The sequence below is a fragment of the Edaphobacter acidisoli genome (assembly GCF_014642855.1).
GTDB classification, from domain to species: domain Bacteria; phylum Acidobacteriota; class Terriglobia; order Terriglobales; family Acidobacteriaceae; genus Edaphobacter; species Edaphobacter acidisoli.
Window position 1 is genome coordinate 185,601 of sequence record NZ_BMJB01000003.1, and the last position, 26,470, is coordinate 212,070.

Consider the following 26,470-nt stretch of genomic DNA (forward strand, 5'->3'; position numbering starts at 1 on the left):
AGAAGTTGAATGCTCTACACCGTGGTCAGAAGGAAAGCTTCGCACCCAGTACAACAACACGCGGTGTCTGGGTAGAGTTTGACGTGCCAAAGTTCGTTCCATCCTGCGCGTTGCTATCAACGCCGTTCAGATTGGGTCGATTAAGGGCATTGATAAAATCACCTCGAAGCTCCAGGTTGAATCGCTCAGCGATGTTCGTCGTCTTTTGCAAAGCAAAATCCGTCTGCGCAAAACCTGGGTTCTGGAACTGGTTGCTCTTCTCATTTCCCTCCGAACCAGGAGTAGGCAGTGAGAAGGCGCCGCAGTTATCGAGATTTCCGCCCGCGCAGTGTGTAAAGATGCCCGCTTTATAAGACTTGCGATCTTTAGGCTGGTTGTAGCTGGAAACGTTGGGGTAGTCGAAGTTGTCGCCATCCGCATTGAAGTCGCCGCTATCAGCTGCAAACCGAATATTTGAATGAATGGCAGGCTGAGTCGGGTCAATCAGCTGCGCGTGAAAGGATGCACCGGTGAATACAGTGAAAGGCGTTCCAGATTGCAAAATAGTCGTCCCGGAGAGGCTCCATCCCGAACTGACCCGGCCAACGAGTCCATGACCCTGGTTCACACCAGGCAACTCGTAGCTCCAGCCGAGAGAGAAGCGATTGGGTGCATTCCAAGGAGACGGCCCATAGTATTGATCGTATGGATAGGCACCGGGGTAAGCCTGCCAATCATCCTGCGAATCCGATCGCGTGTATGACGCTGTCAGCAGGCCACGTTGCGCGAAGCGACCTTTGACCGCGGCAACAAGGGCTTGGTAGTTGGAGCGGGCGCCATTCGTGGCATAGGTGATCGAGCCGAAGCTGGTATTCAGCCTCGTCTGCACTCCAGTGCACGAGTTCATGGTTGAGGTTTCAGTGCATTGGATATGTTGAATCAGGTCGCCTGGGTAGATATTGACATCAACGCCATAGGATGTTGCGCCTGTATTGCCACCACCGATGACCAGGTTGCCAGAGTGCGAGCCAACGTAACCGACACTGACCACCATTCGGTTGGTCAATTGGCGCTCAACAGCAGCGGACCAGTTGATAGTTCGTGGAGAGGACATGTTCGCATCTACTCCGCCAACACTGATGTTCGAACCGACAACACCTCCCTTCGAATCCAGTGGCGTACCGGCGAAAGCGGGATACGTGAATCCATAAGGGTATTTATTCTGTGTGCCATAGCTAAAGACCGGCGCGGCAGTTGAGCCATCGCTTTTGAAGGTAGGAACAACAAATCCTGGCGGATTGCCCTTCAAGCCGTTTTCACTATTCCCTAGCGTGACGAAGTCATGGTAAAGTCCGATGCCGCCACGAACTACCCACTTGCCGTCGCCGGCAGGATCGAACGCCACTCCTACGCGAGGGCTGAAGACCCAGTTCATTGAATTGGTGTAGACATGGTTCTGCTGTGTCATTACTCCGTTCGTCACCCTGTTTTGGAAAGAGGTGCCGGACGCTAGATGGAAGTTAGCCAACTGGGTGCCGCCAATGGGATACGCATTGCCAAAGTTGTCGTAGCGAACTCCATAGTTGATCGTCAGCTTTCTGCTTGCTTGCCAGGTATCTTCTGCAAACGCGCCAGCCGTGCTCATCGCAAACTGATACTGTCCTGGCTGTGGCTTTCCGGTAACGATGTTGTAGGACAGACCGGTCTCCGAGTAAGGTTTGTCGTTGATGAGGTCGATCATGTTGTTGTAGTAGAGATTGGGAATACCATAAGCACCGGCAAACAAGGCCAGGTCGTCTCCGTGCCAGCCTTCGTAACCAAACTTGAAGCTGTGCCCGCCGTGGATTTTCGTTAGGACATCGCGCCAGTGGTAGCTGTGTTGAATATAGTCGCCCTGGGCGAAGCCGTCCCCAAAGCCGACACCAAGTTGGCTGACGCTGACAATTGGAACCGTGAAAGTTCCTGTCTTGCTATTGAAACCTTCAATCCGGTTGTAACCGAAACTCGCCTCGTTAAGAAGGGCCGCAGAAAAAGTGTGCGTTTCGTTCACCTGAATTGAGGCACCGTAGTCAGAGTTGGTTGTGGCAAACGCCGGCCGCACTGCAGGACCGCCCGAATTGATCGTGTTCCTAATGAAGTTGCCGTAGACTCTGTCTTTGGAGAAGTACTTGTCTAAGCGGAGATTCCACTGCTTCGCATTGTTATAGCTGGAGGAGTTGAAGTTGCCGTGATCGAATACTGGTGTCCCGCAAGGTATGTTGTCGGTGCTTGGAGTATTGCATCCTGTATTAGCGATCGGGTTTTGAGGGCCGAAAACATCGACCGCAGTTGCGGAAACACCCGTCGTCGTTGCGCCGGTTGGCTTGTACTTTGCCATGAGCTGCACTTCAGGCGAATTGGGCTGAGTTGCCTGGGCGAATGACAGGAAAGCAGGATCTTCATAGGTCTGGATAGAACCGCCATTCGAGTAAAGTGCCAGGTAAGGTTCAATCGAAAAGAAGAAGAAAAACTGATGATGGGGAATAACCGGACCGCCAATACCAAACGACATATTGTTGGTGTGGTATGGGTTGATTTTCTGAGGCTGAGGCACACCGAATTCGCCGCGCGCATTAAAGCCCTGATAGTTGTAATACTCACTGGCTAAGCCATGATATTGGTCAGTTCCGGACTTTGTAGTCATGACGGTCTGGATAGAACTAGCTCGGCCATAGTCAACTGTATACGTATTGGTTTGGACGCTCACTTCGGATACAGCATCAACATTTGGAGTGAGGTTCAATACACCAGGACGTATGCTGCTTGTCACATCCAGACCATCCACAACATATTGGTTGCCATTCTGACCACGACCGTTGGCGCTTGCGTCGATATAGTTTTCAGGGTTGAAGTTCGTCGAACTGCCGGTTCCTAATCCGGTGACACCCGGGGTTAACCCAATCAACGCAGTAGGATTTCTTGCGACCAGCGGCAACGACTGTAACGCCTGCGTGTCGAGAGTCTGCTCATTGCGACTGTCTGACGTATCGAGAAGTGGGGCCTGGGAACTTACAGTCACCTGCGTCGAAGTTTGTCCAACCGCGAGTTGAACTGGTACGCTTCGCGTTTCGGCAGTAGTCAACACAAATGACACTTTCGCCGGAGAAAAGCCTGGGGCTGATGCCGAAAGCACATAGGGGCCGGGTGCAAGGCTTACGAAACGGTATACGCCGGCGCTATCCGTAGTTGTCATCTTGACGACTTGAGTATCGCTGTTCGTCAGCGAAACAGATGCGTTTGCAATGACGGCATTGGATGCGTCCTGCACAGCTCCCTGCACACTCCCAGAAAATTGCGCGAAACTGGAAGCAGTCAAGAAGGCCAAGAAAGCAAGTAACGTGATACATCTTCCTGTAATCGGTTTCATCATGAACCTCCGAAAATCGTACTTCGCTGGCCCGACACGTCAGGCTGCTTGTTGCTGGAATCTCTGGACCCGCTCCAGCTTGGCTAAACCCCAGCCCATATGACCGCTACTTGCGGGCAGAGAAAACCGCTTTGAGTGAACGAGGCAAGCGTACCTGCCAGAGAATGACTTATGCATGAATCAATCCAACTAGCAGCCACTAGTCCATTTGAACTAGTCCAATCATTTGTTTTGCTCGCGCTCAGACCTCAGCGTAGACTCCAAGTGTTCGGCAAGACATATGACCAGACCATCGAAGCTAGGGTTCAGGTGCTTGGGCCTGATTTTTTTAGCCAATTTAGGCCTCACGTGGTTGCTTTTGATGAGTCAGGGCTGTCGCACAGGCAGCAGAATCACGGTCGCCGTAATCCCCCAAACGGAAGGCGTTAACTTCTGGGACACCGTACATGTCGGCGCGGACATTGCTGCACACGAAAGCGGCGCGTCGATCTACTGGAACGCCCCGATGCGCGAAGACGACGTTGAGGCGCAGATTGCGCTGGTCGAAAGCGTCATCAACCGAAGGGTAAATGCCTTGGTGCTCGCGCCCGACCATCCCCTGGCGCTTGTGAGTCCAGTTGAACGCGCGCTGGCCCACGGTATACCGACCGCAATTATCGGCTCTGCACTCTCCATCGCGCCTTCTCCCAATCTTGCAAACGTACTGAATGACGATGAGGAGTCTGGACGGATGGCGGCAGCGCGCGCCTCTGCGCTTCTACATGGAAAGGGAACGATCGCCATCATCGGCATGAACCCCGACCTCTCTGGAACCATGGTCCGCGCACACTCTCTGGAGCAGGAGCTTTCGCGGACGGCTCCAGGCATCACAATTGTCGATCGGCGTATCGGCTCATACAACGTTCCTCGCGAAGAACAGGTGGTTGAGGAAATACTCCATGCACACCCCAATGTCGATCTAATTGTCGCCTTGATGTGGGACTCGGCAGATGGCGCTATCCGTGCGCTCGATTCGATGAAAGACCGACCTTCGGTCAAATTAATTGCCTTCGATTCCTACAATTCGCCTCCATTCGACCAATGCCCCTATCTCGACTCCGTAATCCAGGAGGATATTCGAGGGATGGCCAAGCGCGCGGTTGAAATTGTCATTGCTAAAGAACAACATCAGAACACACCATCAGAAGTTAAGTTCACTCCGCGATTGATCACACGTGAAAATGTCGGATCGCCGGAGATCCGTCAGATGTTTTCGACAGAATTGCCAGCCAGCAACTGGCACTGGAGTTCAATTCGGTGAAACGATCGCCAGCTTTGATTAGGACTTTGCTCATCTGTATGGGCGTGTGCCTTCTTGCCGCGGGTGCAGTGTTTGCCGCTCGAGCTTACCTGCATAGCCCCGCCCGTGGTCTTCCCTACCACGATTCATTTGAGCGAGGTAATGCCAATGAATGGATAGCCCTTGGAGGCACGTGGGAATTGGTCGACGGCACGATGCGCAACGAATCTGACGAGCGCGGCGCCAAGCTTCTCACAGGTTCCCGCTACTGGACCAATTACTCAATCGAAGCCGATGTCTATCTTCTCGGCGCGAGCGGGGACGCAGGATTGATCATCCGCTCTAGTAATGAAGAAGAAGGGGTGAATTCATATAGCGGCTACTACGCAGGAATTCGTACCGGGGATAGCACGCTCGTACTGGGCCGCGCTGATCATAGCTGGCTCGAAGCTTCAAATCAGCGCACGGTGCCCGGCGGCATTCATCCGTATCAGTGGTATCACCTGAAATTGCTCGCCTATAACTGCGACATCGCAGTTGCAGTTATGGGTAACGCCTCGGAACCACGAACAGCGTTCGGTGTTACAGATTCTGATTGTCTACGCCATGGGCGCGTGGGCCTTCGCTCGTATTCGTCCGGCGGCATCTGGCGCAATGTAGTGGTCCGGACCGCCACACGAACGGATCTCGGAAATCTGCTCGCTGGCAATGGCCTCACCCGCGAGCAGCCGGCAAAAGACTTCGTTGCGAAAGATTCGGAGTCGATTCGCGAACGCCAGATGGAACAGGACCAACAGTCACTGCCTTCGCCCGAGGCCAACACACAGAGTATCGCTAGCCTCAGTCTCACATCGTTCAGCACCCCGGCAAAAGCAACGGTCCGCGGTGTTGTCGTACTCGTTGCACCGCGGCTTTATGTTCAGGATTCAACCGGCGGCGTGTACGTGCAAGCACAGCATCCACCTTTGCTGCGCGTGGGCGACGAGGTGGAGGTCACGGGCCTGTCGCACCAGTCAGATTTTAGTGCGAACCTGGAGCAAGCGACTGTGCGTGTCCTGTGGGTTCGTACTCCCATTCCACCGGTCTCAGTGACCGCCTCGCAGGCAGCAACGGGAAGATTCGCCGGAACATTCGTCGAAGTCCGAGGCAGACTTACGGGGAAGGAACGCGGCCCAGGCAATACGCTGGTTCTCGATCTGGATGAAGGTTCTCAGTCGTTTCGGGCGATCATGAACCCCGGGCGGAGTGACCAACGGTTCGATCAATTGAAATTGAACAGCACCCTGCAACTGCGCGGGGTCTGCGCGGTGGACCCGATACTGACAAACCGCCTTACGCCGTTTGTAATTCTTCTGCGCTCGAATGAAGATCTCGATCTTCTTGCCGGGCCGCCTTGGTGGAGCGCAAAGCATATACTTGCGCTCATCGCAGCGCTCGTCTTGCTCACGCTGGTGAGCGTGTCGCTCTATCATCGCGTGGAGAACTGGCGTCTGCGCGCCGTACTTGAAGTGCGCGAGCGCCTGGCGCACGAGATGCACGACACGTTGGCGCAGAGCTTTGCGGGCATCGGATTCCAATTGCAGGCCATTCGCAATGGCCTTACACCGGAGATGACGACGATCGGTCAGCAGCTCGAACTGGCAAGCAGCCTCGTGCGGCACGGCCATGATGAAGCTCGACGCAGCATTGCCACCCTGCGCACCGATGACTTTCGCTCGGAGGATGTACTGTCGGCACTCGCGCACTGCGCCCATCAGATGGTCGCAGGAGGAACAGTCCAGATTCTAACCAGGGAAGACGGCGCCGCAAGGCCGATTCCGCTCCGTACAACCGACACCCTCTACCGGATCGGGCAGGAAGCAATCGCCAATGCGGTGCGCCATGCAGAGGCAGAACTCATCTCTATCTATATGGCATACGACAATAACTCCGTCCATCTTGAAGTAGAAGATGATGGCCGGGGCTTCGCCCAGGACAAAGAGCGTTTCGGCTTTGGCATACGCGGCATGCGCCGGCGCGCCCAGGGCATCGATGCGCGGTTTGACGTGCAAAGCGGTCCCGGCAAAGGCACCTGCATTCGCGTCGACGCGCCTTTACCACCGCGCCCAACAGTTGTCTCTTGGCTCAAATCCATGTGGCTTACATTGATCGGAAAACGTATCCATGTCTGATTCAGAACGCGCACCTATTCGAATCCTCGTCGTCGATGATCATCCTGTCGTGCTTGCGGGCCTGACCAGCATGCTCGGAACGCAGGCGGGGATTGAAGTCGTGGGCACAGCTTCTTCAGGAGAAGAGGCACTCGAGCTTCTTCCCAATATACAGGCAGACGTGATGCTGCTCGACCTTCGCATGCCAGGCATGACCGGCGTCGACACATTGCACGCCATGAATCGCACGAAAATTGCCACGCGAGCCATCATCCTGACCAGTTTTGAAACGGACGAGGACATCTATCGCGCAGTCCAGGCGGGTGCGCACGGATACCTCATGAAGGACACGCCGCAAGCCAACATAATTGCTGCAATCAAAGCTGTCTCGACGGGAAAGAGGTACCTTCCGCCACACATTGCCGAACTGCTCGCCGAGCGCATGATGCGCACAAACCTTACAGGACGCGAACTCGAGGTGCTCCGTATGCTGGCTCGCGGCTTGACTAACAAGGAAATCGGCAGAGCTCTCGATATCAGCGGCAACACTGTCAGAAATCACGTCAAGAGTATCATAGAGAAGCTCGAAGTCTCCGACCGCACCGAGGCAGCAACGACCGCAATTCACAGGGGCCTCATCTAGGCGCAGAATGAAGAGTCATATCGTGCATAGGTCATCTGAACCATGCGATCGCGCCTCGAATCGACTAGCATAGCCTCGAATCAACCTAGGAGTGGTCATCATTGCCTTCATGGAATCCTGTTTCTACACGTCGCGGTTTTCTCGCTAAAGCTGGTCTCCTCGGGCTCTCGTCTGCTGTTTTCAGAGGGCGTGCACTGCAAGCTGGCGCCTTTGTCGGAACGCAGGGACCACAATCCCTTCGTATCTCGCCCACCGTGAAGCACCGTGTTCCTATTGCCCCGAGCGCGTTCTATTTTCTTCCCGCCGGATCGATACAACCGCGAGGTTGGCTTGCACGGCAGTTACGAATCCAGGCCAATGGCTTGGGCGGTCACCTCGACGAGACGTGGGCCGACGTCGGACCGAACAGTGGGTGGCTCGGCGGAACAGGCGAATCATGGGAGCGGGGCCCATATTATCTGGATGGCCTGATACCGCTCGCTTATATCCTCGATGACGCAACGCTCAAAGCGAAAGCACAACGCTTCGTGGATTGGACGCTGGAGCATCAGGCAAGTGATGGGATGATCGGTCCGACATCCAATAATGACTGGTGGCCGCGCATCGTGATGCTGAAAGCCCTCACGCAGTACCACGAATACACCGGCGATCCGCGAGTCATTCCAGTGATGAGCCGATATCTCCGCTACCAGCTTGCTTCGTTGCCTGCGCGTCCACTGCACGACTGGGCCAGGTTCCGCTGGCAAGATGAGCTGCTCAGTCTGATCTGGCTCTACAACCGTACGGGCGACAGCTATCTTCTAGATCTAGCGCACATGCTCAGGAAGCAAGGCTACGATTGGATGGCTGAGTTTGAGAATTTTCCTTACAAGGAACGCGTCACCGCCGAATTTCTCAAACTCAACCAGGGTGAAGGTCTTAAAGATCTTGCCTTAGCGACGCATGGCGTGAACAACGGCCAAGCAGTAAAGACCGGTCCTGTATGGTCGCTGATCTCGGGATCGGCCAGTGATCGAGATGCTGTCGTCACGATGATCGCTGAGTTGAATCGATACCACGGCTTGCCGAATGGCATGTTCTCCTGCGACGAGCATCTTGCAGGCCTCAATCCATCCCAGGGATCTGAGCTTTGCACCGTCGTCGAGTACATGTTTTCACTGGAAAACTCGCTCGCAATCACTGGCCACGCAGCCTTGGGTGATCGCCTGGAGCAGCTCGCGTTCAATGCCCTTCCCGGCACATTCACAGATGATATGTGGGCGCATCAGTACAACCAGGAACCGAACCAGGTTGAGTGCAGCTTGCACCACAAGCCCTGGACCACCGACGGGCCTGAATCAAATCTCTATGGCCTCGAACCTAACTTCGGCTGCTGCACGGCCAACTTCCACCAGGGTTGGCCGAAATTTGCTAACAGCCTTTTCATGCTCACAGGCGACCAGAGTTCCGACGCCAACGACGGACTCGTTGCCGCTGCGTATGCTCCCTGCGAGGTTCGAACGATCGTGCGTGGCGTGCATGTTCATATACTCGAAGAGACGGAGTATCCCTTCCGCGACAGCGTGCGGCTTACAATCACCCCGGACTCCTCACTGCGCTTTCCATTGCAACTTCGCGTTCCTGAATGGGCCAGTGGAACCACGATTAGCGTCAATGGAAAACAGGAGGAAACCCCGAAGCCAGGCTCGTTTGCACGTATCAATCGCGAATGGTATCCGGGAGATCGCGTCGAGATCCGTTTCCCAATGGCTCCTCGCGCCGCTCAGGGTTTCAACCAGTCCGTTTCCATCAATAGAGGCCCACTTGTCTTCTCATTCGGTATAGAAGAAAGCTGGGTGAAGCTGCGCGACCGAGGTATGACGGCAGATTGGCAGGTCTTTCCGGCAAGCGCATGGAACTATGCACTCGCATTAGATCCGAACGATCTCACCAAGACGATATCCGTAACGGAGTCGCAAGTCGGTGCGGTTCCCTTCTCCCGTAAACAGGCTCCAGTGGAATTACACGTCAAGGCGTGCAGACTCGATTCATGGCTCGCTGAAGATGGCGTTGCAAATCCCGCGCCCCAAAGCCCAGTGCACAGCAGCCACACAGAAGAGCCTCTGTCGCTGATTCCATATGCAGCAGCCAAGCTCCGCATCAGCGCATTTCCTCAAATCAAGCCTAGTGAGATGTTGTAACGTGGAATATTCGACGCCCCGTCGGCCTTCAACCCACATTGCTCTGGAAGAGCAAGCCGTTCTGAATGTGGCGCCGGATAACTTAATGGGATGAACTCGAACTCACCTCGTAGAGTGGAGATGAGTTGATAAAGCTCGCCACAAGGAGGAGGGACAATGAAGGCTGCGATTATGGTGGGCTGGACATTGCGAAGCTGGTCTTTCAGGTACATGGAGCTGAAAGGAACGGTCGCTAGGTTCTGCGGCGAAAGTTGAGACGGAGCGAACTGATTCCGAACTGGAGCCTTGCAGGTGGACATCGGGGCTAGCGGGAGTGCCCTCACTGGACTCGCGTGTTGAGTGGACGAGGGGCACACGGCCCGTCTGATGGTTCCGCTGTGTCAAATCCACCTGAATTCCCCAAAAGAACGACGCCAACGATGCTGAAGGATCTGCCACCGCTGAGCGGTAACCGCATTGATGCAGGTCTGTTTATCAGAGCAGCTAGTGGATGACTTCGGGAGAGTCACCAAAGCGCATCGGGAAAATCCAGCCACAAAAACGGCCACGTCTACTCAGGCTCGAAGCTTAATAATCATCTAAGTATTTGATTTGTTGGAGCACCGAGAGGGAATTGAACCCTCGAATACTGGTTTTGCAGACCAGCGCGTTAGCCACTTCGCCATCGGTGCTCATCGTTTAAGGCGCCCACCGCAGCCTATGAGACAAGCTGCGGGCCTGCCTCTCAACAAGGAGCAGGCCCGCGATGTTTGTATTCTACCTACTTCGGCTGCGCAGCGGTACGGATATACGGCTTCACCGTCTTGAAGCCCGGGAAGAGCTTCGCTGCATCCTCATTCGATACCGCGCCTGAGATGATGATCTCGTCGCCCGGGTTCCAGTTCGCCGGCGTCGACACCTTGTGCTTCGCCGTCAACTGCACCGAGTCCACCGCGCGCAGAATCTCGTTGAAGTTCCTGCCCGTGCTCATCGGATAGATCAGTTGCAGCTTGATCTGCTTGTCCGGCCCAATGACAAACACTGTGCGCACAGCCGCATTGTTCGCAGGCGTGCGGCCCTCCGACGTGTTGCCTGAATCAGCAGGCAACATGTCATAAAGCTTCGCCACCTTCAACTCCGGATCACCGATCAGCGGATACTTCACCTGGTGCCCCGTGACGTCCTCGATGTCCTTCGCCCACTTCGAGTGGCTGTCCACCGGGTCCACGCTCAGACCTAGAATCTTGACACCACGCTTCTTGAATTCAGGCTCGAGACCAGCCATCGTGCCCAACTCAGTCGTGCAGACCGGCGTAAAGTCCTTCGGATGCGAGAACAGAACAGCCCAGCCGTCACCAATCCACTCATGAAAATGAATTGGCCCCTGGGTTGTTTCGGCAGTGAAATCAGGTGCTACATCGTTTATGCGCAATGACATATTCAGCTTCCTCTTTCCTTATAGTTTTGGATCGGTTTGAAAAACGTGAGTCGCGTAAAAAACCCACCCTGCTCATTGTCCGGGTGGGTTCTGTGCTGCCTTGAATCGAGCTGTTACTTACGACGATTCAGCTGGACGCACGCCCACATTCTGCTACAGCAACAGCAGGTCATCAGGTCCGTGTTCAGAATCGTCGTCATGGTTCAATCTTTATACCGCGGCCAGCCCATTCGCTAGCATGGAAGCAGTTTGCCCCACTTGCGGTGTAACTAAGACCATACGACCCGGGAGCTACGATGTCAAATACACCTGCAGCACCGCGTAAAGCGCACCAAGCCTATGACTACTCGCTAGTCGACGTCTTCGCCGAGCAGCCGCTCGCGGGAAACCAACTCGCCATCTTCTCCGATGCGCGCGGCCTCACCACCGAAGAGATGCAGTCGCTAGCCCGCGAGACCAATCTTAGCGAAACCACCTTTATTCTCCCGCGCGACACCGCTACCGAACGCGAGCATGGCGTCCAAGTCCGTATCTTCACCGTCGCCGAAGAGCTTCGCTTCGCCGGGCACCCGACCCTCGGCACCGCCTCCTGGCTCCACTGGAACCACCCAACACTCGCGAGCGCATCCGAGATCACACTCGACCTTCCCATCGGCCCCATCGCCGTCCGCTTCACGCCATCAGGCCTCGACGACTTCGGCATCTTCGGCACCATGCAGCAAAACAACCCTATCTTCGGTGAAGTCCACGACCGCGTTGCACTCGCCAAAGCACTCGGCCTTTCCATCGACGACCTCGACCCCAACCTCCCCGCACAAACCGTCTCCACCGGAATGCCGTTCTGTATCGTGCCGCTCCGCTCACTCGAAGTCGCCGCGCGCCTAGCCATTCCGCAACACACAGCCAGCACCTACCTCGAACGCAGAGACGCAAAGTTCTTCCACTGCGTCACTCGTGCAGCGACGCAATCCGGAGCCGACTGGCACGCGCGTATGCAGTTCTACAACGGGGAAGATCCTGCCACCGGCTCCGCCTCCGGGTGCTTCATCTCCTGGCTCGTTCAGCACAAACTCGCGGCAACCGGCCAACAAGTCATCATCGAACAAGGTGTCGAGATGCGACGCCCCAGTCGCATTCATGCGAGCGCGACACGTGAGGGTGACAAGGTGACAAAAGTCTTCGTCGGAGGCCGCACCATTCCCGTTGCAAACGGGCGCTTTTTCCTACCGTGATGCACGCGATTTCAACAGATACACATGATGAATCTCTAGTGAATTCGCACTGTTTTCAAACTTCGGTGGATGTGCAAGCTCTAATCTTGTGCATCTTCGCTCGAAATTCGCCGTTGCCAATTCGCGCAACTCTTCATACTCTTGGCAAGCATCGATGGCAGTACACAATACTTCCATCGGCAATGTACTTTCGCCAGAAGTACTAATGACAACTTGAGTTGAGAGACGCTCGACTGCCCGCAGTCGCTGCTTCCCGCGCAACCCTTTGCTGCCGCATACGCAGTCGAGGCCGGCCCGTTATTACTGCTGCCGCTCTCACTGTAACCGCGGCAGACCAGTTCTTTTGCGCATCGAAGCAGTGGGCAACCTGCGAACGGCATCACAGCTTCTCTCGCACCCCTCGGGGTTCGGCTGCCATGTGCGTCTGGACCAGTGGAACTGTTCTTTGCGGAGCAGACGCGAGAGCTTTGTCTCTCCGGCCTGCCGCAGCAGAAGAAGCTCCACTGCGCTCCAAAGCACTAGCGCCGAGCCTCGCGGGGACAATCTTGAACCCTCACCAGACCGGCTCAAACCGGCCTGGCTTAGCAGCCGCGGTTTAGCTCCAAAGACCCGCAGAAGAGAGAGAAGAGAAATTGAGACCCAAGAAGACTATTCTCTGCGTAGACAACAACGAACAGGCACTCTCCGTCCGTACCTTTCTACTTGAAACTCGCGGCTACCGTGTCATCCCTGCACTCAGCTCGCAGCACGCGCTCGAGGTCGTTGAGCAATCCGTCCCCGGCTCCATCGACCTTCTTCTCTCCGACCTCATCATGCCCCAAATGGACGGCAACGAGCTCGTCCGCCGCGCCAAACAACTCCACCCGGGCCTGCCCTCAATGATCGTCTCTGGCACCGTCAACGCCTTCGACCGCGCCATGCACGCCGACGTCTTCCTGCCCAAGGGCGCGTCCTCAGCCGCAGAGATGATCGAGCGCATCCGCGTCCTCGTCGCCCGTAAGCGCGGCCCAAAGAAGGCTATTCATCCCACACTCACACAGAAGCCAGAAGCTCATGTCTACGCCACCGCCTCGTAGAGAGAGGCAGTGGCATATCGCGCTGAAAAATCAATCCCGATCGGAACCTGCGCCCTGCCTCAAGCTTCAACCAGTCCATACTTACGCTGCCACTGCACCTTCAACCGCTCCCATACCGCAGCGCGTTCTCCCTGAGAGATAGTCAAATCCACCTGCGAAACGAACCGCTCCGCCTCAGCCTTCGCCAGCTCCAGCACAGCACGATCGCGCAGAAGATTTGCCACCCGAAACTCTGGCATCCCCGCCTGTCGCGTTCCAAAAAACTCCCCCGGTCCTCGTAGTTGCAGATCCATCTCCGCCAGCTCAAATCCATTCTGGGTCGACACCATCGCGTTCAGACGAGCCTCTGCTTCGTCACTCACCCTCCCGCCGGTCATCAGAATGCAATAGCTCTTCGCCGCACCGCGCCCTACTCTCCCGCGTAACTGATGCATCTGCGCCAGCCCAAACCGCTCCGCATGTTCAATCACCATCACCGAAGCATTCGGCACATCCACGCCCACTTCAATCACCGTCGTCGCAATCAGCACATCAATCTCGCCGCGCTGAAACCGCCGCATCACCACATCCTTCTCATCCGCGCTCAATCGTCCATGCAGCAATCCCAGCCGCAACCCGGTCAGCGCCCCGCTACGCAACTCCTCATACATCTCCGTCGCCGAACGCAAAGCAGGCTTCGGCGCAAACAGAGCTACTGACTTCGCAGCCTTGGCCCTTCCCTTCTTCCCTTTCCCCTCTTCCTTCTTCTCCGCTTCCTCTTTCTCGTCCCGCGGAAAATCCAACTCCGGCTGATCATCCCTCGCTCCTTCAATCACCGGGTACACAATATAAGCCTGCCGCCCCTCCGCAACCTGCTTCTTTACAAACCCCCAAACATCTTCAGCACGTTCCTCTGTCGTCCGCCGCGTAACAATAGGCGTCCGCCCCGGCGGCAGTTCATCAATCACGCTCACATCCAGGTCACCATAAAGCGTCATCGCCAGCGTCCGCGGAATCGGCGTCGCCGTCATCACCAGCACATCCGGATCAAGCGCGCCCGGCTTCTTCATCAACCTGAACCGCTGCTGCACACCAAACCGATGCTGCTCATCGACAATCACCAAACCAAGATTAGCGAAGTCCACCTTGTCCTCAATCAGCGCATGAGTCCCAATCGCCAGGTCAGTCTCGCCGCGAAAGATCCTTCCCCGCGCCTCGCGCTTCGCTGCATCATCCAGCGACCCCGTCAGCAGCGTCACCCTGTACGGCCTTCCCGTCCGCGGCGACACCGCATCCCCCAGCAGCTTCCGCGCCGACAGATAATGCTGCGTCGCCAGAATCTCCGTCGGCGCCATCATCGCCGCCTGATAGCCATTCTCCATCGCCACCAGCGCCGCCTGCATCGCCACAATCGTCTTGCCCGAACCCACATCGCCCTGCAGCAATCGCCGCATCGGATGCGGCCTCCGCATCGCATCTACAATCTCGCCCAATACGCGCTTCTGCGCCGCCGTCGGATGAAACGGCAACACCTGCTTCAACGCATCCCGCACGCCCGGCCCGGTAGCAAACGCTGTGCCCTCGCGCTCGCGAAGCCGCCGCCGCTTCAGCTCCAATCCCAGCTCAAGATAAAAAAGCTCCTCAAAGATCAGCCGCCGATGCCCCGGAGTCCGCGCCCCCATCAACTCAGCCATCGGCGTCCCCGCTTCAGGAAAATGCACCGCCCGCAACGCCGCAAGCCGATCAGGAAATTTCAGACGCTCCAACAACCCAGCGGGCAAAGTCTCTAAATTTGCATTTCCATTCCGTAGCGGAGCGGAGGAATCTGCTTTTGCTTCCTCCATATCCTGCAGAATCCCCCAGATCACCCGCCGCAGCCACTTCGAGCTGAGCTTTGCCCCACGAGTCGTCGTCCCACCCAGCGACTCATACACCGGCACAATCCGCCCCACCTCCAGCGAAGCAAACTCCGCCTCCGGCCCCGCATGGTCGGGCAGAATCTCAAACTGCGGTTGCAGCATCTTGAACTTCCCCGCGCTCGACCGCGAGGCCTCCAGCCGCCCATACAGAGCCACCATCTGTCCAGCCTTGAACGTATCGCGCAGATAGCTGCCGTGAAACCAGACACACTTCACCGTGTCCAACCCCTGGCCCACAGTCATCTCAAACAGCGGCATCCGCTTCGTATACAGCACCACCGACCCGCGCACCTCGCCGATCACCGAAGCCATCGTACCGGCCTGCAGATTCCGTATCGGCATCGGATTCAGCCGGTCTTCATACCGAAACGGCAGATGATACAGCAGGTCCTCAACGGTCTCGACGCCGCGCTTAGCCAGCTCCGCCGCAACGCGATCCCCCACCCGCTTTACATATTTGACCGGTGTAGAAAGTTCAATCACTCCCCGATGCTATCAACACCCGAGTCATCTCAAGAAGGTAGCCTTAAGCATTTCCATTCCGCAGCGCAGCGGAGGAATCTGCTTTTTCTTCAACGGCGGCACAACTTTCTGCGACGCAGAGCAGCACGCGCTCTTACACCAGACGCGGCATCTCGGGTGGCTCATCTGGCGGCTTCGGATTTGGCACGGGGCCGCGTATCTTCAAAAGAAGATACTGAAAACATAGCCAAACGATGTAAGCATTGCTCAAGAGAATGAACAAGCCAGTCATCGAGACATGCGCATGCCGATGCCAAAGCAACCAGATAAGACAACCTGCATCAATCCCGCCATATACAAAGATGGCAATCGAGAGTCCAACGATCCATAGCGCTCGTTTCACCGGAGAATCCTCTACCTAAGAGATAGCGCTCAGGACGCTGCAACATTGCTATCGATAAACGAACGCCCCGTCAATCCCCTGCTAAACTTGAACTAAACATCCCATGCCCATCGTAGAACTGCAACATGTCCGCAAAGCCTACGACACAAAAATTGCCGTAGAAGACCTCTCCTTCAAGATCGAACCAGGCAGTATGTTCGGCCTGCTCGGTCCCAACGGCTCCGGCAAGACCTCCACCATCCGCATGATGATCGGCATCACCGTGCCCGACTCCGGCATGGTCTCGCTCTTCGGCCAGCCCTTCACGCGCAAAAGCCTCAACCGTATCGGCTATCTCCCCGAAGAGCGCGGCCTCTACAAGAAGATGAAGGCCATCGACCAGCTCATCTTCCTCGCCCAGCTCCACGGCCTCGACGCCGTCACCGCCAGCCGCCGCGCGCACGAGTGGTGCGAGCGCGTCGACATCACCCCAGCCATCCACAAGAAGACCGAAGAGCTCTCCAAGGGCATGCAGCAGAAGATCCAGTTCGTCGCTGCCCTCCTCCACGAACCCGAGCTCATCATCATGGACGAGCCCTTCAGCGGCCTCGACCCCGTCAACGCCACTGTCCTGCAAGACATCCTCGTCGAGCTCCGCAACGCCGGCCGCACCATCCTCTTCTCCACCCACCGCATGGACCAGGTCGAAAAGCTCTGCGACAACATCTGCCTCATCCACAACAGCCACCTCATCCTCTCCGGCTCCATGCGCGAAGTGAAATCCCAGTACCCGCGCAACCGCGTCGACGTCGTCTTTGAAGGTGACAACGGCTTCCTCAACCATCCCTCCATCGAAGACTCCAGACTCTACACCGGCCACGCCGAGATCAAGCTCCACTCCATCAACGGCGTACCGCCCGATGCGCAACCGCTCCTCGCCGACGCCGTCAACCGCGGCACCCGCATCATCCGCTTCGAAGTCAAGGAGCCCACCCTCGAAGAGATCTTCATCGAGAAAGTCACCGCATCAGCCAACAACGGGGGAGGCAAGGTCAATGCATAACATCTGGCTCATCGCCAAGCGCGAGTACCTCGAGCGCGTCCGCACCAAGTCCTTCATCCTCACCACCATCCTCATCCCGCTGCTCATGGGCGGAGGCATCATCGTCGCCGTCCTCACGCAGGGCAGACCCGAAACCACCTCCCGCCTCGCCGTCGTCTCCTCCGACCAGCAGCTCGCCCTCGACCTCCAGACCGAGCTCGAGAGCAACAAAGACAACCACATCACCGTCGACGTCATCTCGCCGCCTGACTCCACCACCCGCGCGACGCTCAACGGCGAACTGGGCAGCAAAAACCTCGACGGCTATCTCTGGATCACACCCGCAACCACGCCTGGCGCGCGTCCTGTCTTCAGCTATACCCCGCGCTCCGACCGCGCCTTCGCCACGAAAGAAGATATCAAGGCAGCCCTCCGCAGCGTGCTCATCCGCGAGCGCCTCACCCACCAGGGCATGGTCGCCTCCGACGTCACCGCGCTCATGCAGCCTGTCCAGCTCGACACCACGCAGGCCAGCAAGAACGCAGCCTCCACCTCCAGCTACATCACCGTCATCATCCTCTTCTTCCTGATGTACTTCGTCATCATGCTCTACGGCATGAACGTCGCCCGCTCCATCATCGAAGAGAAAACCTCGCGCGTCTTTGAAGTCCTCCTCGCCACCATCACCTCCGGCGAGATTATGGCCGGCAAGATGCTCGGCGTCGGAGCCGTCGGTCTCACTCAGGTCTTCATCTGGCTCGGCGCGGCCCTCTTGCTCACAGGCGTAGCAGCCGTCCAGGCAATGGCGGGAGGCCAGCTTCACCTCGCTCTCAACGCCGCCGAGATCATCTTCTTCTTCGTCTTCTTCATCCTCGGCTTCCTCCTCTATGCCAGCATCGCCGCCGCACTCGGCGCCATGACCAACTCCGAGCAGGAGCTCCAGCAGCTCAACATGGTCCTCGTCCTTCCGCTCGCTGCCTGCTTCTTTGCCATGGGGCTCGTCGTTACGAACCCCAATTCAGCTCTTTCCATCATCCTTTCGCTCGTCCCCTTCATGACGCCGCTGATCATGTATCTGCGCATCTCGATCGCCGCGGTGCCCATGTGGCAGATCGGGTTGTCCATCGGTCTCATGCTGGTCTCGATCTACGTCGTGCTCTGGATCGCCAGCCGCATCTACCGTATCGGCATCCTCATGTACGGCAAAAAGCCCAATCTCCCCGAGATCCTCCGCTGGCTCAAATACAGCTAGGGCGAGCAGGTAAACTCATCTTCGTGCCCCAGACCTTCACGCCGAAGCAGCGCCTCGCACTCGCCATTGTCCCGCGCGTTGCGAGCTTCGTCATCCGCTGCCTCGGCATGACGCTCCGCTACCGCGACGTCTGCCATCCCGGCCCATTTCCCGGTTACGACACACCGCCCCCTGGAGTCTTCGCCTTCTGGCACTCGTGCCTGCTCACCTGTGCCTGGCGCTTCCGCAACCGCAAAGTCGCCGTCCTCATCAGCCAAAGCTACGATGGCGAGCTCATCGCCCGCACCGTCGAGCGCCTCGGCTTCATCGCCATCCGCGGCTCCAGCTCACGCGACGGCTCCGTCGGCCTCCGCAACCTCCAACGCGCCTATCTCGAAGGACACTTCTGCGCCATCACAGCCGACGGTCCTCGCGGCCCCGCCGAGATCGCCAAACCCGGGGTCACGCAACTCGGAAAACTCGTGAACAGCAACATCATCACATTCCACGCCCACCCCGACCGCGCGTGGCAGCTCCGCTCCTGGGACCAATTCCTCATCCCCAAGCCCTTCTCCCGCGTCACCATTGGCTGGATACTCGACGTGCCCGCTGAACAACCCGCCGTCCAGTCCGCCCTCAATCAAGCCGTCAAACTCTCCCGGCAAAAATAATTCACGCACCACAAGCAAAAAGGGACGCTAGTGCGTCAACGCAATGGCTACCGGATTTGCGGGGTCAGTATCTGTCGCGATGCTAGTCGCCGAAACGAGCTTACCGGGAGTTGTTGTGTCGAAGCTGTACATGGTCAAATCGGGCGACCCTCCATTAGCTGCGGCCAGCAAATACTTGCCAGAAGAATCAACACCGATGGCTGTAACCTGCTGGCCGCTTGAGTAAGGCGAGCCCGTCAACTGCGTCAGCGCGGCGTTGGTCCCAATAGAGTAGCCGGAGATCGTCGAATCGGCACGATTCGCCGCATAAACATTCGTTCCCGCCTTGCTGAGCACAATGGAGTACGTTTGCGTGCCTGCCGCGAATGGCGAACCCGTAACCGAAGTAAGCTTTCCGCCATTGCCGATCGAGTAAACAGCCACGCCAGGGCCAACGCCGCTGCGGGCGACGTAGAGATAGGTTGTGCCGCTATCGACGGCGAGCGCGTTGTCACTGGTAACAGTCGTTGGGTTAAGCGATTGGCTGTAGGTCGTCACGCCGGTTGAGGTGTTGAAGTTGAAGACAGCATCCCCTGCCGTACCAAGCGCCGCAAAAATCAGTGAGCCGTTGGGTGCAACACGCACCATACGCGGAACCCAGGTTGTGCCTGTAGCAACGGGGTACGTTACAGTGGCGGCAAGTGTGAGACCTCCCGTAGAGGTGTTGATCTCATAGACGTCGAGCACTTGCTGGATGCCATCGAGACCGATGAGCCAGTTACCATCCGGCGAGACATCGAGCGAGACGACAGTCGCGATGGCCGCCGTGCCACCTCCGGATGGAGTCGTCAACGAGCCATTCGAATTGATCGTATACGCATTGATGCTGGAGGGGCCAGCAACGTAGAGGAAGCTGTTCGAGGGCGTAATGGCAAGGGCCGTCGGCGAATAACCGAGTGTGAGCGGTGAGCTCGGCACCTTTGTCAGCGTGTTCGTGCCGATGGCGAAACCGCCAATAGAGTTTCGCCCCGCGTTGGCAACGTAGACGTAATTTCCAGTCGAGCCCCCGCCACCTCCTCCGCTGTTGGGCAACGGAGGAAAGAAGCCGCCGCAGCCCATCAAAGCTGGCAATAAAGCGGCAAACACTGCCTCCATCGCCCACCGCAAGGTCATTCGTTGTCGCTCGGTCATCTGGCCTCTGTCCAAAGAGTACTGGATTCGTCCTCTATAATCTGCCCCATGTTCACGCGAAGCAGCACGCGCACGGGATGGCTGGCCGCATGTGCCTGCCTTATTTTCTTCAATTCCGCACTTGCCCAGGCGGTTCATACATTCGACGCGCCAGCATCGAAAACAGCTTCAACCGATTTCACACTTGACCACATGGTCCGCGCAGACATGGGGTTTCTTGCCGACGATGAGATGCACGGCCGGGGTTCGGCTACACGCGATGAACACATTGCCGCGCTCTTCGCCGCCTCGCAGTTCCAGGCGCTTGGACTGGAGCCAGGTGGCGACAATGGCACCTTCATCCAGAAAACTGCGCTACCCAATCCGTTGCCGGAACGCGTGCAACAGCATCTCTCCCATTTCGAGAATACTCCGCGCAAAGAAACATGGAATGCGATCGCGATTCTGCGCGGGACGAGCGAAGCCAATGAAACCGTTCTCCTGACAGCGCATCTGGACCATCTCGGCATTGGTCCGGCAGCAAACGGCGACAACATCTACAACGGCGCGGACGATGACGCCAGCGGCACCACCGCCGTGCTTGCTCTCGCGCACATTCTGGCCGCAGGCAAGCGGCCAGCGCGCACCATTGTCTTCGCGCTGTTTGGCTCAGAGGAGATTGGCGGCTTCGGCAACCGTGCTTTTTTGGCGCATCCGCCAGTGCCACTTAAGAGCATCATCGCCAATTTGGAGTTTGAGATGATCGGTCGTCCCGACCCTGCCGTACCTGAGGACACCTTGTGGCTAACCGGTTACAAGCGCACTAATCTCGGACCAGAACTGGCCCGCCATGGCGCGCATCTGGTCGCAGATCCGCATCCAGCGCAGCACTTCTTTCGTCGCTCGGACAACTATGCGTTGGCACAACAGGGAATCATCGCGCAAACAGTCTCAAGCTTCGGGCTACACAAGGACTATCACCAGCCAAGCGACGAGCTTAGCAAAATCGACTTCAATCACATGGACCGCGCAATTGCATCCATGGTGGAACCGATTCAATGGCTGGCAGGAACGAACTGGAAGCCCGCGTGGGAGCCGCGGCAGCAGCCTGCGCCCGAGAAGTAGAAGCTCCCAGAACGCTTCCTGGTAGCTGTCTCGAAGTTCGTGCGATAAGTTCGCAGATCAAGCCGCAGGTCCTTCGACTCCGTGTCGCAAAAAATGCGCCAGTCACAACTCAGGATGACACTTCCATTTGCAGTCGAACTTAGGCTCAGGATACTAGACAGTTGGGCAACCCCACTGGTCATAGATTGGGCCACTCTTCAATAGCACGTGGGACTGGGAGAAGCCCAGACGGATGGAATCGGGAAAGAGAAAGGGGCTTGTCGATGCCGGAAGTGCTGCCGGCAAGAGGGTGGAGAAGGGCACTTCGCCGTGAGGGACAAGCCAGATGTCCTGGCAACCCAGGATTCTCTCGACAACGTTGCTGGGAACTGCGAGTCCTTCACGGGCGGCCTCAAAGACCGCGTTCGCGTCGAAGAAATCGTCTTGCCCTCGCAGAGGAAGCATAAAACGGAGGTCACTGCGGTAGTCGTCCGCACTCTCGCCATATCCCATCTCAATATTCCGTCCTAACAGTGGATGCGCCGTTATCCGGTCGATTGCATCGCCAGCTGCGATCTCTTCCGCGCGCTGTTCTGCCTGATCTTTGCGGTGAACGTTTCGAAAGTCGCGAAAACCATAGCGGGCCGTCACGACGGTTGCGGCGAGAACAATGGCTGTGATCACAATGCCTGGACAATCCGGAACCGTTCCCGTCTTGCCTCGAGAGGCAGGCGCAGCAGCCTGTAAAGGGTGAGCTTCCGCCTCCTGTTCCGAAGCGTCATACGCAGCCCAGAGGAGGAGAAAGGGGATCATGGGCCATATGTGCCAAGCACCTGCGCCGTGCTTTGAGCCTGTGACAATGCAACCGACCAGAGCGATGATGCCGAACACGGCAAGAGGAGCATGGACCCTTCGCCTGCGGCTTGTCCCGGCACTGAAGACCAGAAGTAGGACCGCCGGAAGAGCCAGAAGAGCAGACGCAAGCAAAGAACTGATGAGAGACTCGGCTACAAAGGGACGATGATCGGAACGAACCAACCAGATTAGATAGGTCTGCAACGAAATACCACGCAGAAGATAGACCGAGAACACTCCCATTGCTGTAATCAGAGCTGAAGACACGAGAGCGCGGCGTCCATGTTTGCGGTAAAGAATGACCAGGAGCAGCAAAACCACGGGCGCTACGGTGGGTTTGAAGCCAATGGCGATAGCGCCGAAGACTCCTGAAAATGCTGCCGCCTCCACCCAGTTGCGAGACAACGCGCTCAGCAGAGCTACGCAGACGGAGAACAACATCCAGGAATCGCCACGCATCCCCAGGAGCGCAGGCCCGACAGCAAGTAGTGTGGCGGTTGCAACCGAAAGCAGACCGAGCGCAGTCTGCCAGGCGATCCTCTTGCGAAGGATGAGGAAGAGAACAAGAAGCGTTGCGAGGTTGACGGCCAGGATGCCCACGCGTATTGCGGGGAGGGGATGGTGAAAGAGAGCGAGAAAAGGGACAAAGATCAGATAGGTCACGGGCCCGTAAACCAGGGCATACAAGTCAGCAGCTGCCGGGGAGGGATACATGGGCTCGCCATGCATGTAGGCCGCGGCGATCGCAATGATGTGCCGCTCGTCGTGCCAGAAGCTTCTCGTATGAGAGACGTTGGCGATATTAACCTGCAGGAAGACCAGAACGCTAACTGCTCCCCCGAGCAGTGTGAGGCGACGGAACCAAAGCTGGTCCCACGCTTGCAGCCGAATAAGCAACGGGAGTGCGAACGCAAAGAGGATCAGAAAGAGGAGTGTGGGGTCCTCCAGAATTGCGTCACGCATGAAAGCTCCTCAAGGATTGTTCTGTCCACCATAGTATGGGTTTGAGCGATGCATTTCAGTTCAATCGTTCACGCTCTGGCTTACCGAAGCGAGCATCTAGCGGCTTGCGGCCCGCGAAGCCATCTTCTTCCGTATGCCAGTATCCAATCTCTTTTTCGCCAAGCTTCCAGCAGAGTAGCACCGTCTTGCCGTCGATGATGCAGGGGAAGTCGAGCAGGCCTTTTTCAAGGTCCTTGACCTGCACGCCAATGGCATCGAATTCAGCCATGGTGTCTTTTGCTTCCTGCATCGCCTTTTCGCGTTCTGCACGGCGCTGGGCAGCTCGCCGGATATCGACGAGCAGGCCACCTGAGAGGAATATCTTCTGCGAGAGCGCCTGCATTCTCAATTCGATCTCAGCAGCGAGTGTGGCTGCCTTCTGTGCCTTCTTCAAAAGCGCTTCGACTACTGGCAGCAGTGTCTGCGCCTCGCTCCATGTGAACGTCTTGCTCAAACTTTGATCTCCAGCATGCGGTCGAGCGCGACACGCGACCACTGCTTTACATCTTCATCTACTTTGATGCGGTTGACCACCCGGCCTTCAACCAGGTTTTCAAGTGCCCAGGCAAGATGCTGTGGCGAGATGCGATACATCGTGGTGCAAAGGCAACCAGCATCGTCGAGCGTAATGACTCGCTTACCCAGTGGGGCAAAGCGCTTGGCGAGGCGGTTGACAAGATGGATCTCCGTGCCAACAGCGAAACTTGTGCCCACCGGTGCATCTTCGATGACGCTGATGATGCGCTCAGTCGAGCCAATGGCGTCGGCCTTTTGGCAAACCTCCCAGCGACACTCCGGATGCACGATGACCTGCATGCCCGGCTCCTCGCGACGGACACGGTCAACGTGCTCAGGCAGGAAGCGTTGGTGCACAGAGCAGTGACCTTTCCACAAAATAACCTTAGCGGCACGCAGCCGGTCGGGCGTAACACCACCATTGATCTGATACGGATCCCAAACCACCATCTCGCTGAGAGGAATACCCATGGCGAAAGCAGTGTTACGGCCCAGGTGCTGATCAGGAAGAAAGAGAATTTTTTCGGCGCGAGCGAAGGCCCACTCGAATGCCCCGCGCGCGTTGGATGAGGTACAGACGAGCCCACCACGCTCGCCGCAGAAGGCTTTGATCGCGGCTGCCGAGTTCATGTAGGTCAACGGCACCAGTCCAGCCTTGCCCGAGCCCTCTTTGCTCGCGACGATTCCCTGCCGCTCCAACGCATCCCAGCAGTCTTCGACCTGGCCGATCTCAGCCATGTCCGCCATAGAGCAGCCAGCGTTGAGGTCGGGCAGGATGACCTGCTGCCACGGCTGGGCGAGGACGTCGGCGGTCTCGGCCATGAAGTGCACGCCGCAGAAGATCATGTACTTCGAATTCGTCTCGGAAGCGACCTTCGAGAGTTTGTAGCTGTCACCCGTGTAGTCCGCGAAGCGGATAACCTCGTCACGCTGGTAGTGGTGACCGAGGAGCACGACGTCGGTGCCAAGCGTGGCACGGGCGCGCGCGATGCGGTCGTCCATCGTGTGGTCAGGTTGTGCGAGATAGTTGTCGAGCGAGCACGATGCTGCTGACGCTGGCTCCGCGGCGATTGCCGGGGCTTCTTCAATGAGTCCGTTCACTGTACTCCGCCTTCAGTCTCATCGGGGTCGCAAGGCACGGCTTGCCACCGTGATGCCTATTCGCCCCAGAGACGGGGATGTTGAAAGCAAACTGCCTAAGGTTGCAGTGGACTCGCTGTGCCGGCCTGGATGGCCATTACCCGTCCACGGGGGTGTTGCAACCCGTCTTCTTCTGCCGATAGCACTTGGCTCCCGGCTGTTCATTTAGACGAAATCCGCACCAGGAAAGATACAGATTCTCGTCCAATTTCCGTAGCTGCCGTTTCGCTTGCTACACCATTCATTTTACATCAGCATGAACATCTGCCATCCATTTGTTAGGCTCCCGCGTAAGCCTTATGATGAAAAGCAGGTATGCCCAGTTTCTCCGACAGCGTATTCATCTTTTTCATCGCACTGCTGATCTTCGGCCCGAAGAAGCTGCCTGAGCTTGCGCGCCAGCTAGGCAAACTGATGGCGGAGTTCCGCCGCGCTTCGAACGAGTTCCGCATGCAGATGGAAGATGAGCTGCGACTAGCGGAGCAGGCTGAACAGCAAAAGAAGATTGCTGCAATGGAAACCGCTGCTCCTCCGCAGGCCGCACTCGCGAGTGAGACGGAGAACACAATTGCTCCACCCCACGAAGAGGAGCCCATCGAGCGGCACCCGCATGACCAGATTTACGACGAGCCTGCGCCTGAGCCACAGCCGATTGCTTCGTCCGGCGAGCTCAACATGATGCCGCCTGAGACCGGTCTGCCAGTGGCAAGCTCATCTGCTTCTTCCGTGTCGCAAGCGTTCAGCTCCATCCCGCAGGCTCCCGACCCTACGATGAATCCGGCCACCTTCTCTGATTCGCCCTCGGCCGTCGAGCGCGAGAATGATTCACCCGAACCCGCGACCGAGGCCCTGCATGGCTGATCTGATCGACAACGTCCGCGCCGCCGTCACCGACCGCGCAGAGCTGCCGGGCATGACGCTGATGGAGCACCTGACTGAGCTGCGCAAGCGGCTGATACATTCAGTGGTTTATCTATTGATAGGCTTCTGCGTAGCCTGGGCCTTCCGCGTGCAGCTCTACAGCATCGTGCAGGCCCCTCTGGACAAGCTCGGAATCCCGCTGAACTTCACCCACCCCACGGATGGGTTGAACCTCTACATCAAGACAGCGCTTTACGGCGGCGCCATCCTTGCCTCACCGTTCATCCTGTTTCAGGTCTGGCGATTTATTTCGCCGGGCATGTATTCAAATGAGAAGAAGTATGTGGTCCCATTCATGGCCACCACCATCGGCCTGTTTCTGATCGGCGTGTGGTTCGGTTATCACTACGTCTTTCCAGATGCGCTCAACATCCTGATTAACGGCTTCGCGCACAAGTTCCACCCGATCCTCACCATCGACGACTACACCGGGTTCTTTCTCGCAATCGTGCTGGGCCTTGGTGTGACGTTCGAGCTGCCGATCGTAATGTTCTTCCTGGCGCTGTTCGGCATTGTGGACGCGAAGTTTCTGCTGAAACACATTCGCTACGCCATTCTGATTATCTTCATCGTCGCGGGTATCATCTGCCCGATGCCCGATCCGCTGAGCATGTGTATCTTCGCCGCACCAATGCTCGCGCTGTACATGCTTGGAGTGCTCGCCGCATTTATCGTCCATCCCGCACGTAGAAACGCCAGGAAGGCCAAGGCCGCATGAGATCTTCCCTGTTGAAT

General features: G+C 57.1%; 19 protein-coding genes and 1 tRNA gene. 12 read left to right on the plus strand and 8 right to left on the minus strand.

The genetic code is table 11. The annotated features are described in order from the left end of the window. Positions 1-25: 25 nt before the first annotated feature. On the minus strand, positions 26-3,385 hold the full coding sequence (locus IEX36_RS15750; protein WP_188760684.1) for a TonB-dependent receptor: 3,360 nt from the start codon (positions 3,383-3,385) through the stop codon (positions 26-28). Between the two features lie 313 nt (positions 3,386-3,698). Here IEX36_RS15750 and IEX36_RS15755 point away from each other — a divergent pair, with 313 nt between their 5' ends. The 4 genes from IEX36_RS15755 to IEX36_RS15770 all read left to right on the plus strand — a co-directional run bounded on the left by IEX36_RS15755 (position 3,699) and on the right by IEX36_RS15770 (position 9,637). Then, complete coding sequence (locus tag IEX36_RS15755) at positions 3,699-4,685, plus strand: substrate-binding domain-containing protein (RefSeq protein WP_188760529.1); 987 nt, start codon at positions 3,699-3,701, stop codon at positions 4,683-4,685. 38 nt (positions 4,686-4,723) lie between these two features. Further along, on the plus strand, positions 4,724-6,835 hold the full coding sequence (locus IEX36_RS15760) for a histidine kinase (RefSeq protein WP_373283056.1): 2,112 nt from the start codon (positions 4,724-4,726) through the stop codon (positions 6,833-6,835). Then, a complete protein-coding gene (locus IEX36_RS15765; protein WP_188760531.1) occupies positions 6,828-7,457 on the plus strand; it encodes a response regulator in 630 nt (209 codons plus the stop codon). Before IEX36_RS15760 ends, IEX36_RS15765 begins: the two co-directional genes overlap by 8 nt. Before the next feature lie 362 nt (positions 7,458-7,819). Continuing rightward, complete coding sequence (locus tag IEX36_RS15770) at positions 7,820-9,637, plus strand: beta-L-arabinofuranosidase domain-containing protein (protein ID WP_229669064.1); 1,818 nt, start codon at positions 7,820-7,822, stop codon at positions 9,635-9,637. A 595-nt stretch (positions 9,638-10,232) separates the two neighbouring features. Here IEX36_RS15770 and IEX36_RS15775 read toward each other — a convergent pair. Next, positions 10,233-10,308: transfer RNA gene (locus IEX36_RS15775), tRNA-Cys, on the minus strand. A gap of 89 nt (positions 10,309-10,397) precedes the next feature. Further along, positions 10,398-11,054 (minus strand): peroxiredoxin, encoded by a 657-nt coding sequence (locus IEX36_RS15780; RefSeq protein ID WP_188760533.1) that lies wholly within the window; start codon positions 11,052-11,054, stop codon positions 10,398-10,400. 296 nt (positions 11,055-11,350) lie between these two features. Here IEX36_RS15780 and IEX36_RS15785 point away from each other — a divergent pair, with 296 nt between their 5' ends. Beyond that, positions 11,351-12,286, plus strand: a complete 936-nt coding sequence (locus tag IEX36_RS15785) for a PhzF family phenazine biosynthesis protein (protein WP_188760534.1) — start codon at positions 11,351-11,353, stop codon at positions 12,284-12,286. Between the two features lie 632 nt (positions 12,287-12,918). Continuing rightward, on the plus strand, positions 12,919-13,362 hold the full coding sequence (locus IEX36_RS15790) for a response regulator (protein ID WP_188760535.1): 444 nt from the start codon (positions 12,919-12,921) through the stop codon (positions 13,360-13,362). 59 nt (positions 13,363-13,421) lie between these two features. On the opposite strand, the gene recG is transcribed toward IEX36_RS15790, so the two are convergent. After that, on the minus strand, positions 13,422-15,743 hold the full coding sequence (recG, locus tag IEX36_RS15795; protein ID WP_188760536.1) for an ATP-dependent DNA helicase RecG: 2,322 nt from the start codon (positions 15,741-15,743) through the stop codon (positions 13,422-13,424). Positions 15,744-16,228: 485 nt separating this feature from the next. Here recG and IEX36_RS15800 point away from each other — a divergent pair, with 485 nt between their 5' ends. Genes IEX36_RS15800 through IEX36_RS15810 form a run of 3 tightly spaced genes read left to right on the plus strand, consistent with a single transcriptional unit; the run spans position 16,229 to position 19,048 of the window. Beyond that, a complete protein-coding gene (locus IEX36_RS15800) occupies positions 16,229-17,167 on the plus strand; it encodes an ABC transporter ATP-binding protein (RefSeq protein WP_188760537.1) in 939 nt (312 codons plus the stop codon). After that, positions 17,160-18,398: an ABC transporter permease gene (locus IEX36_RS15805; RefSeq protein WP_188760538.1), complete on the plus strand. Its 1,239-nt coding sequence runs from the start codon at positions 17,160-17,162 to the stop codon at positions 18,396-18,398. Before IEX36_RS15800 ends, IEX36_RS15805 begins: the two co-directional genes overlap by 8 nt. 23 nt (positions 18,399-18,421) lie before the next feature. Beyond that, positions 18,422-19,048 carry a lysophospholipid acyltransferase family protein gene (locus IEX36_RS15810; protein WP_188760539.1) on the plus strand — a complete coding sequence of 209 codons (627 nt, stop codon included), beginning with the start codon at positions 18,422-18,424 and terminating at the stop codon, positions 19,046-19,048. A gap of 27 nt (positions 19,049-19,075) precedes the next feature. Here IEX36_RS15810 and IEX36_RS15815 read toward each other — a convergent pair whose 3' ends face one another. Continuing rightward, positions 19,076-20,218: a lactonase family protein gene (locus tag IEX36_RS15815; protein ID WP_188760540.1), complete on the minus strand. Its 1,143-nt coding sequence runs from the start codon at positions 20,216-20,218 to the stop codon at positions 19,076-19,078. A 207-nt stretch (positions 20,219-20,425) separates the two neighbouring features. Here IEX36_RS15815 and IEX36_RS15820 point away from each other — a divergent pair, with 207 nt between their 5' ends. Beyond that, positions 20,426-21,322 (plus strand): M28 family peptidase, encoded by an 897-nt coding sequence (locus IEX36_RS15820; protein ID WP_188760541.1) that lies wholly within the window; start codon positions 20,426-20,428, stop codon positions 21,320-21,322. A gap of 153 nt (positions 21,323-21,475) precedes the next feature. Here the strand turns inward: IEX36_RS15820 and IEX36_RS15825 are convergent, their stop codons facing one another. From IEX36_RS15825 to nadA, 3 genes are read right to left on the minus strand one after another with little or no spacing between them, the layout of a single operon-like run. Next, entirely contained in the window at positions 21,476-23,119 is a 1,644-nt protein-coding gene (locus tag IEX36_RS15825) for a hypothetical protein (protein WP_188760542.1), read from the minus strand. Positions 23,120-23,174: 55 nt separating this feature from the next. Continuing rightward, positions 23,175-23,612 carry a DUF2203 domain-containing protein gene (locus tag IEX36_RS15830; RefSeq protein ID WP_188760543.1) on the minus strand — a complete coding sequence of 146 codons (438 nt, stop codon included), beginning with the start codon at positions 23,610-23,612 and terminating at the stop codon, positions 23,175-23,177. Further along, positions 23,609-24,775 (minus strand): quinolinate synthase NadA, encoded by a 1,167-nt coding sequence (gene nadA, locus IEX36_RS15835; RefSeq protein ID WP_229669065.1) that lies wholly within the window; start codon positions 24,773-24,775, stop codon positions 23,609-23,611. The genes IEX36_RS15830 and nadA overlap by 4 nt, the downstream gene beginning before the upstream one ends. Before the next feature lie 354 nt (positions 24,776-25,129). Between nadA and IEX36_RS15840 the strand changes: the two genes are divergently transcribed. Continuing rightward, positions 25,130-25,675 (plus strand): Sec-independent protein translocase subunit TatA/TatB, encoded by a 546-nt coding sequence (locus tag IEX36_RS15840; RefSeq protein WP_188760544.1) that lies wholly within the window; start codon positions 25,130-25,132, stop codon positions 25,673-25,675. Beyond that, a complete protein-coding gene (tatC, locus tag IEX36_RS15845) occupies positions 25,668-26,453 on the plus strand; it encodes a twin-arginine translocase subunit TatC (protein ID WP_188760545.1) in 786 nt (261 codons plus the stop codon). The genes IEX36_RS15840 and tatC overlap by 8 nt, the downstream gene beginning before the upstream one ends. Positions 26,454-26,470 lie beyond the last annotated feature (17 nt).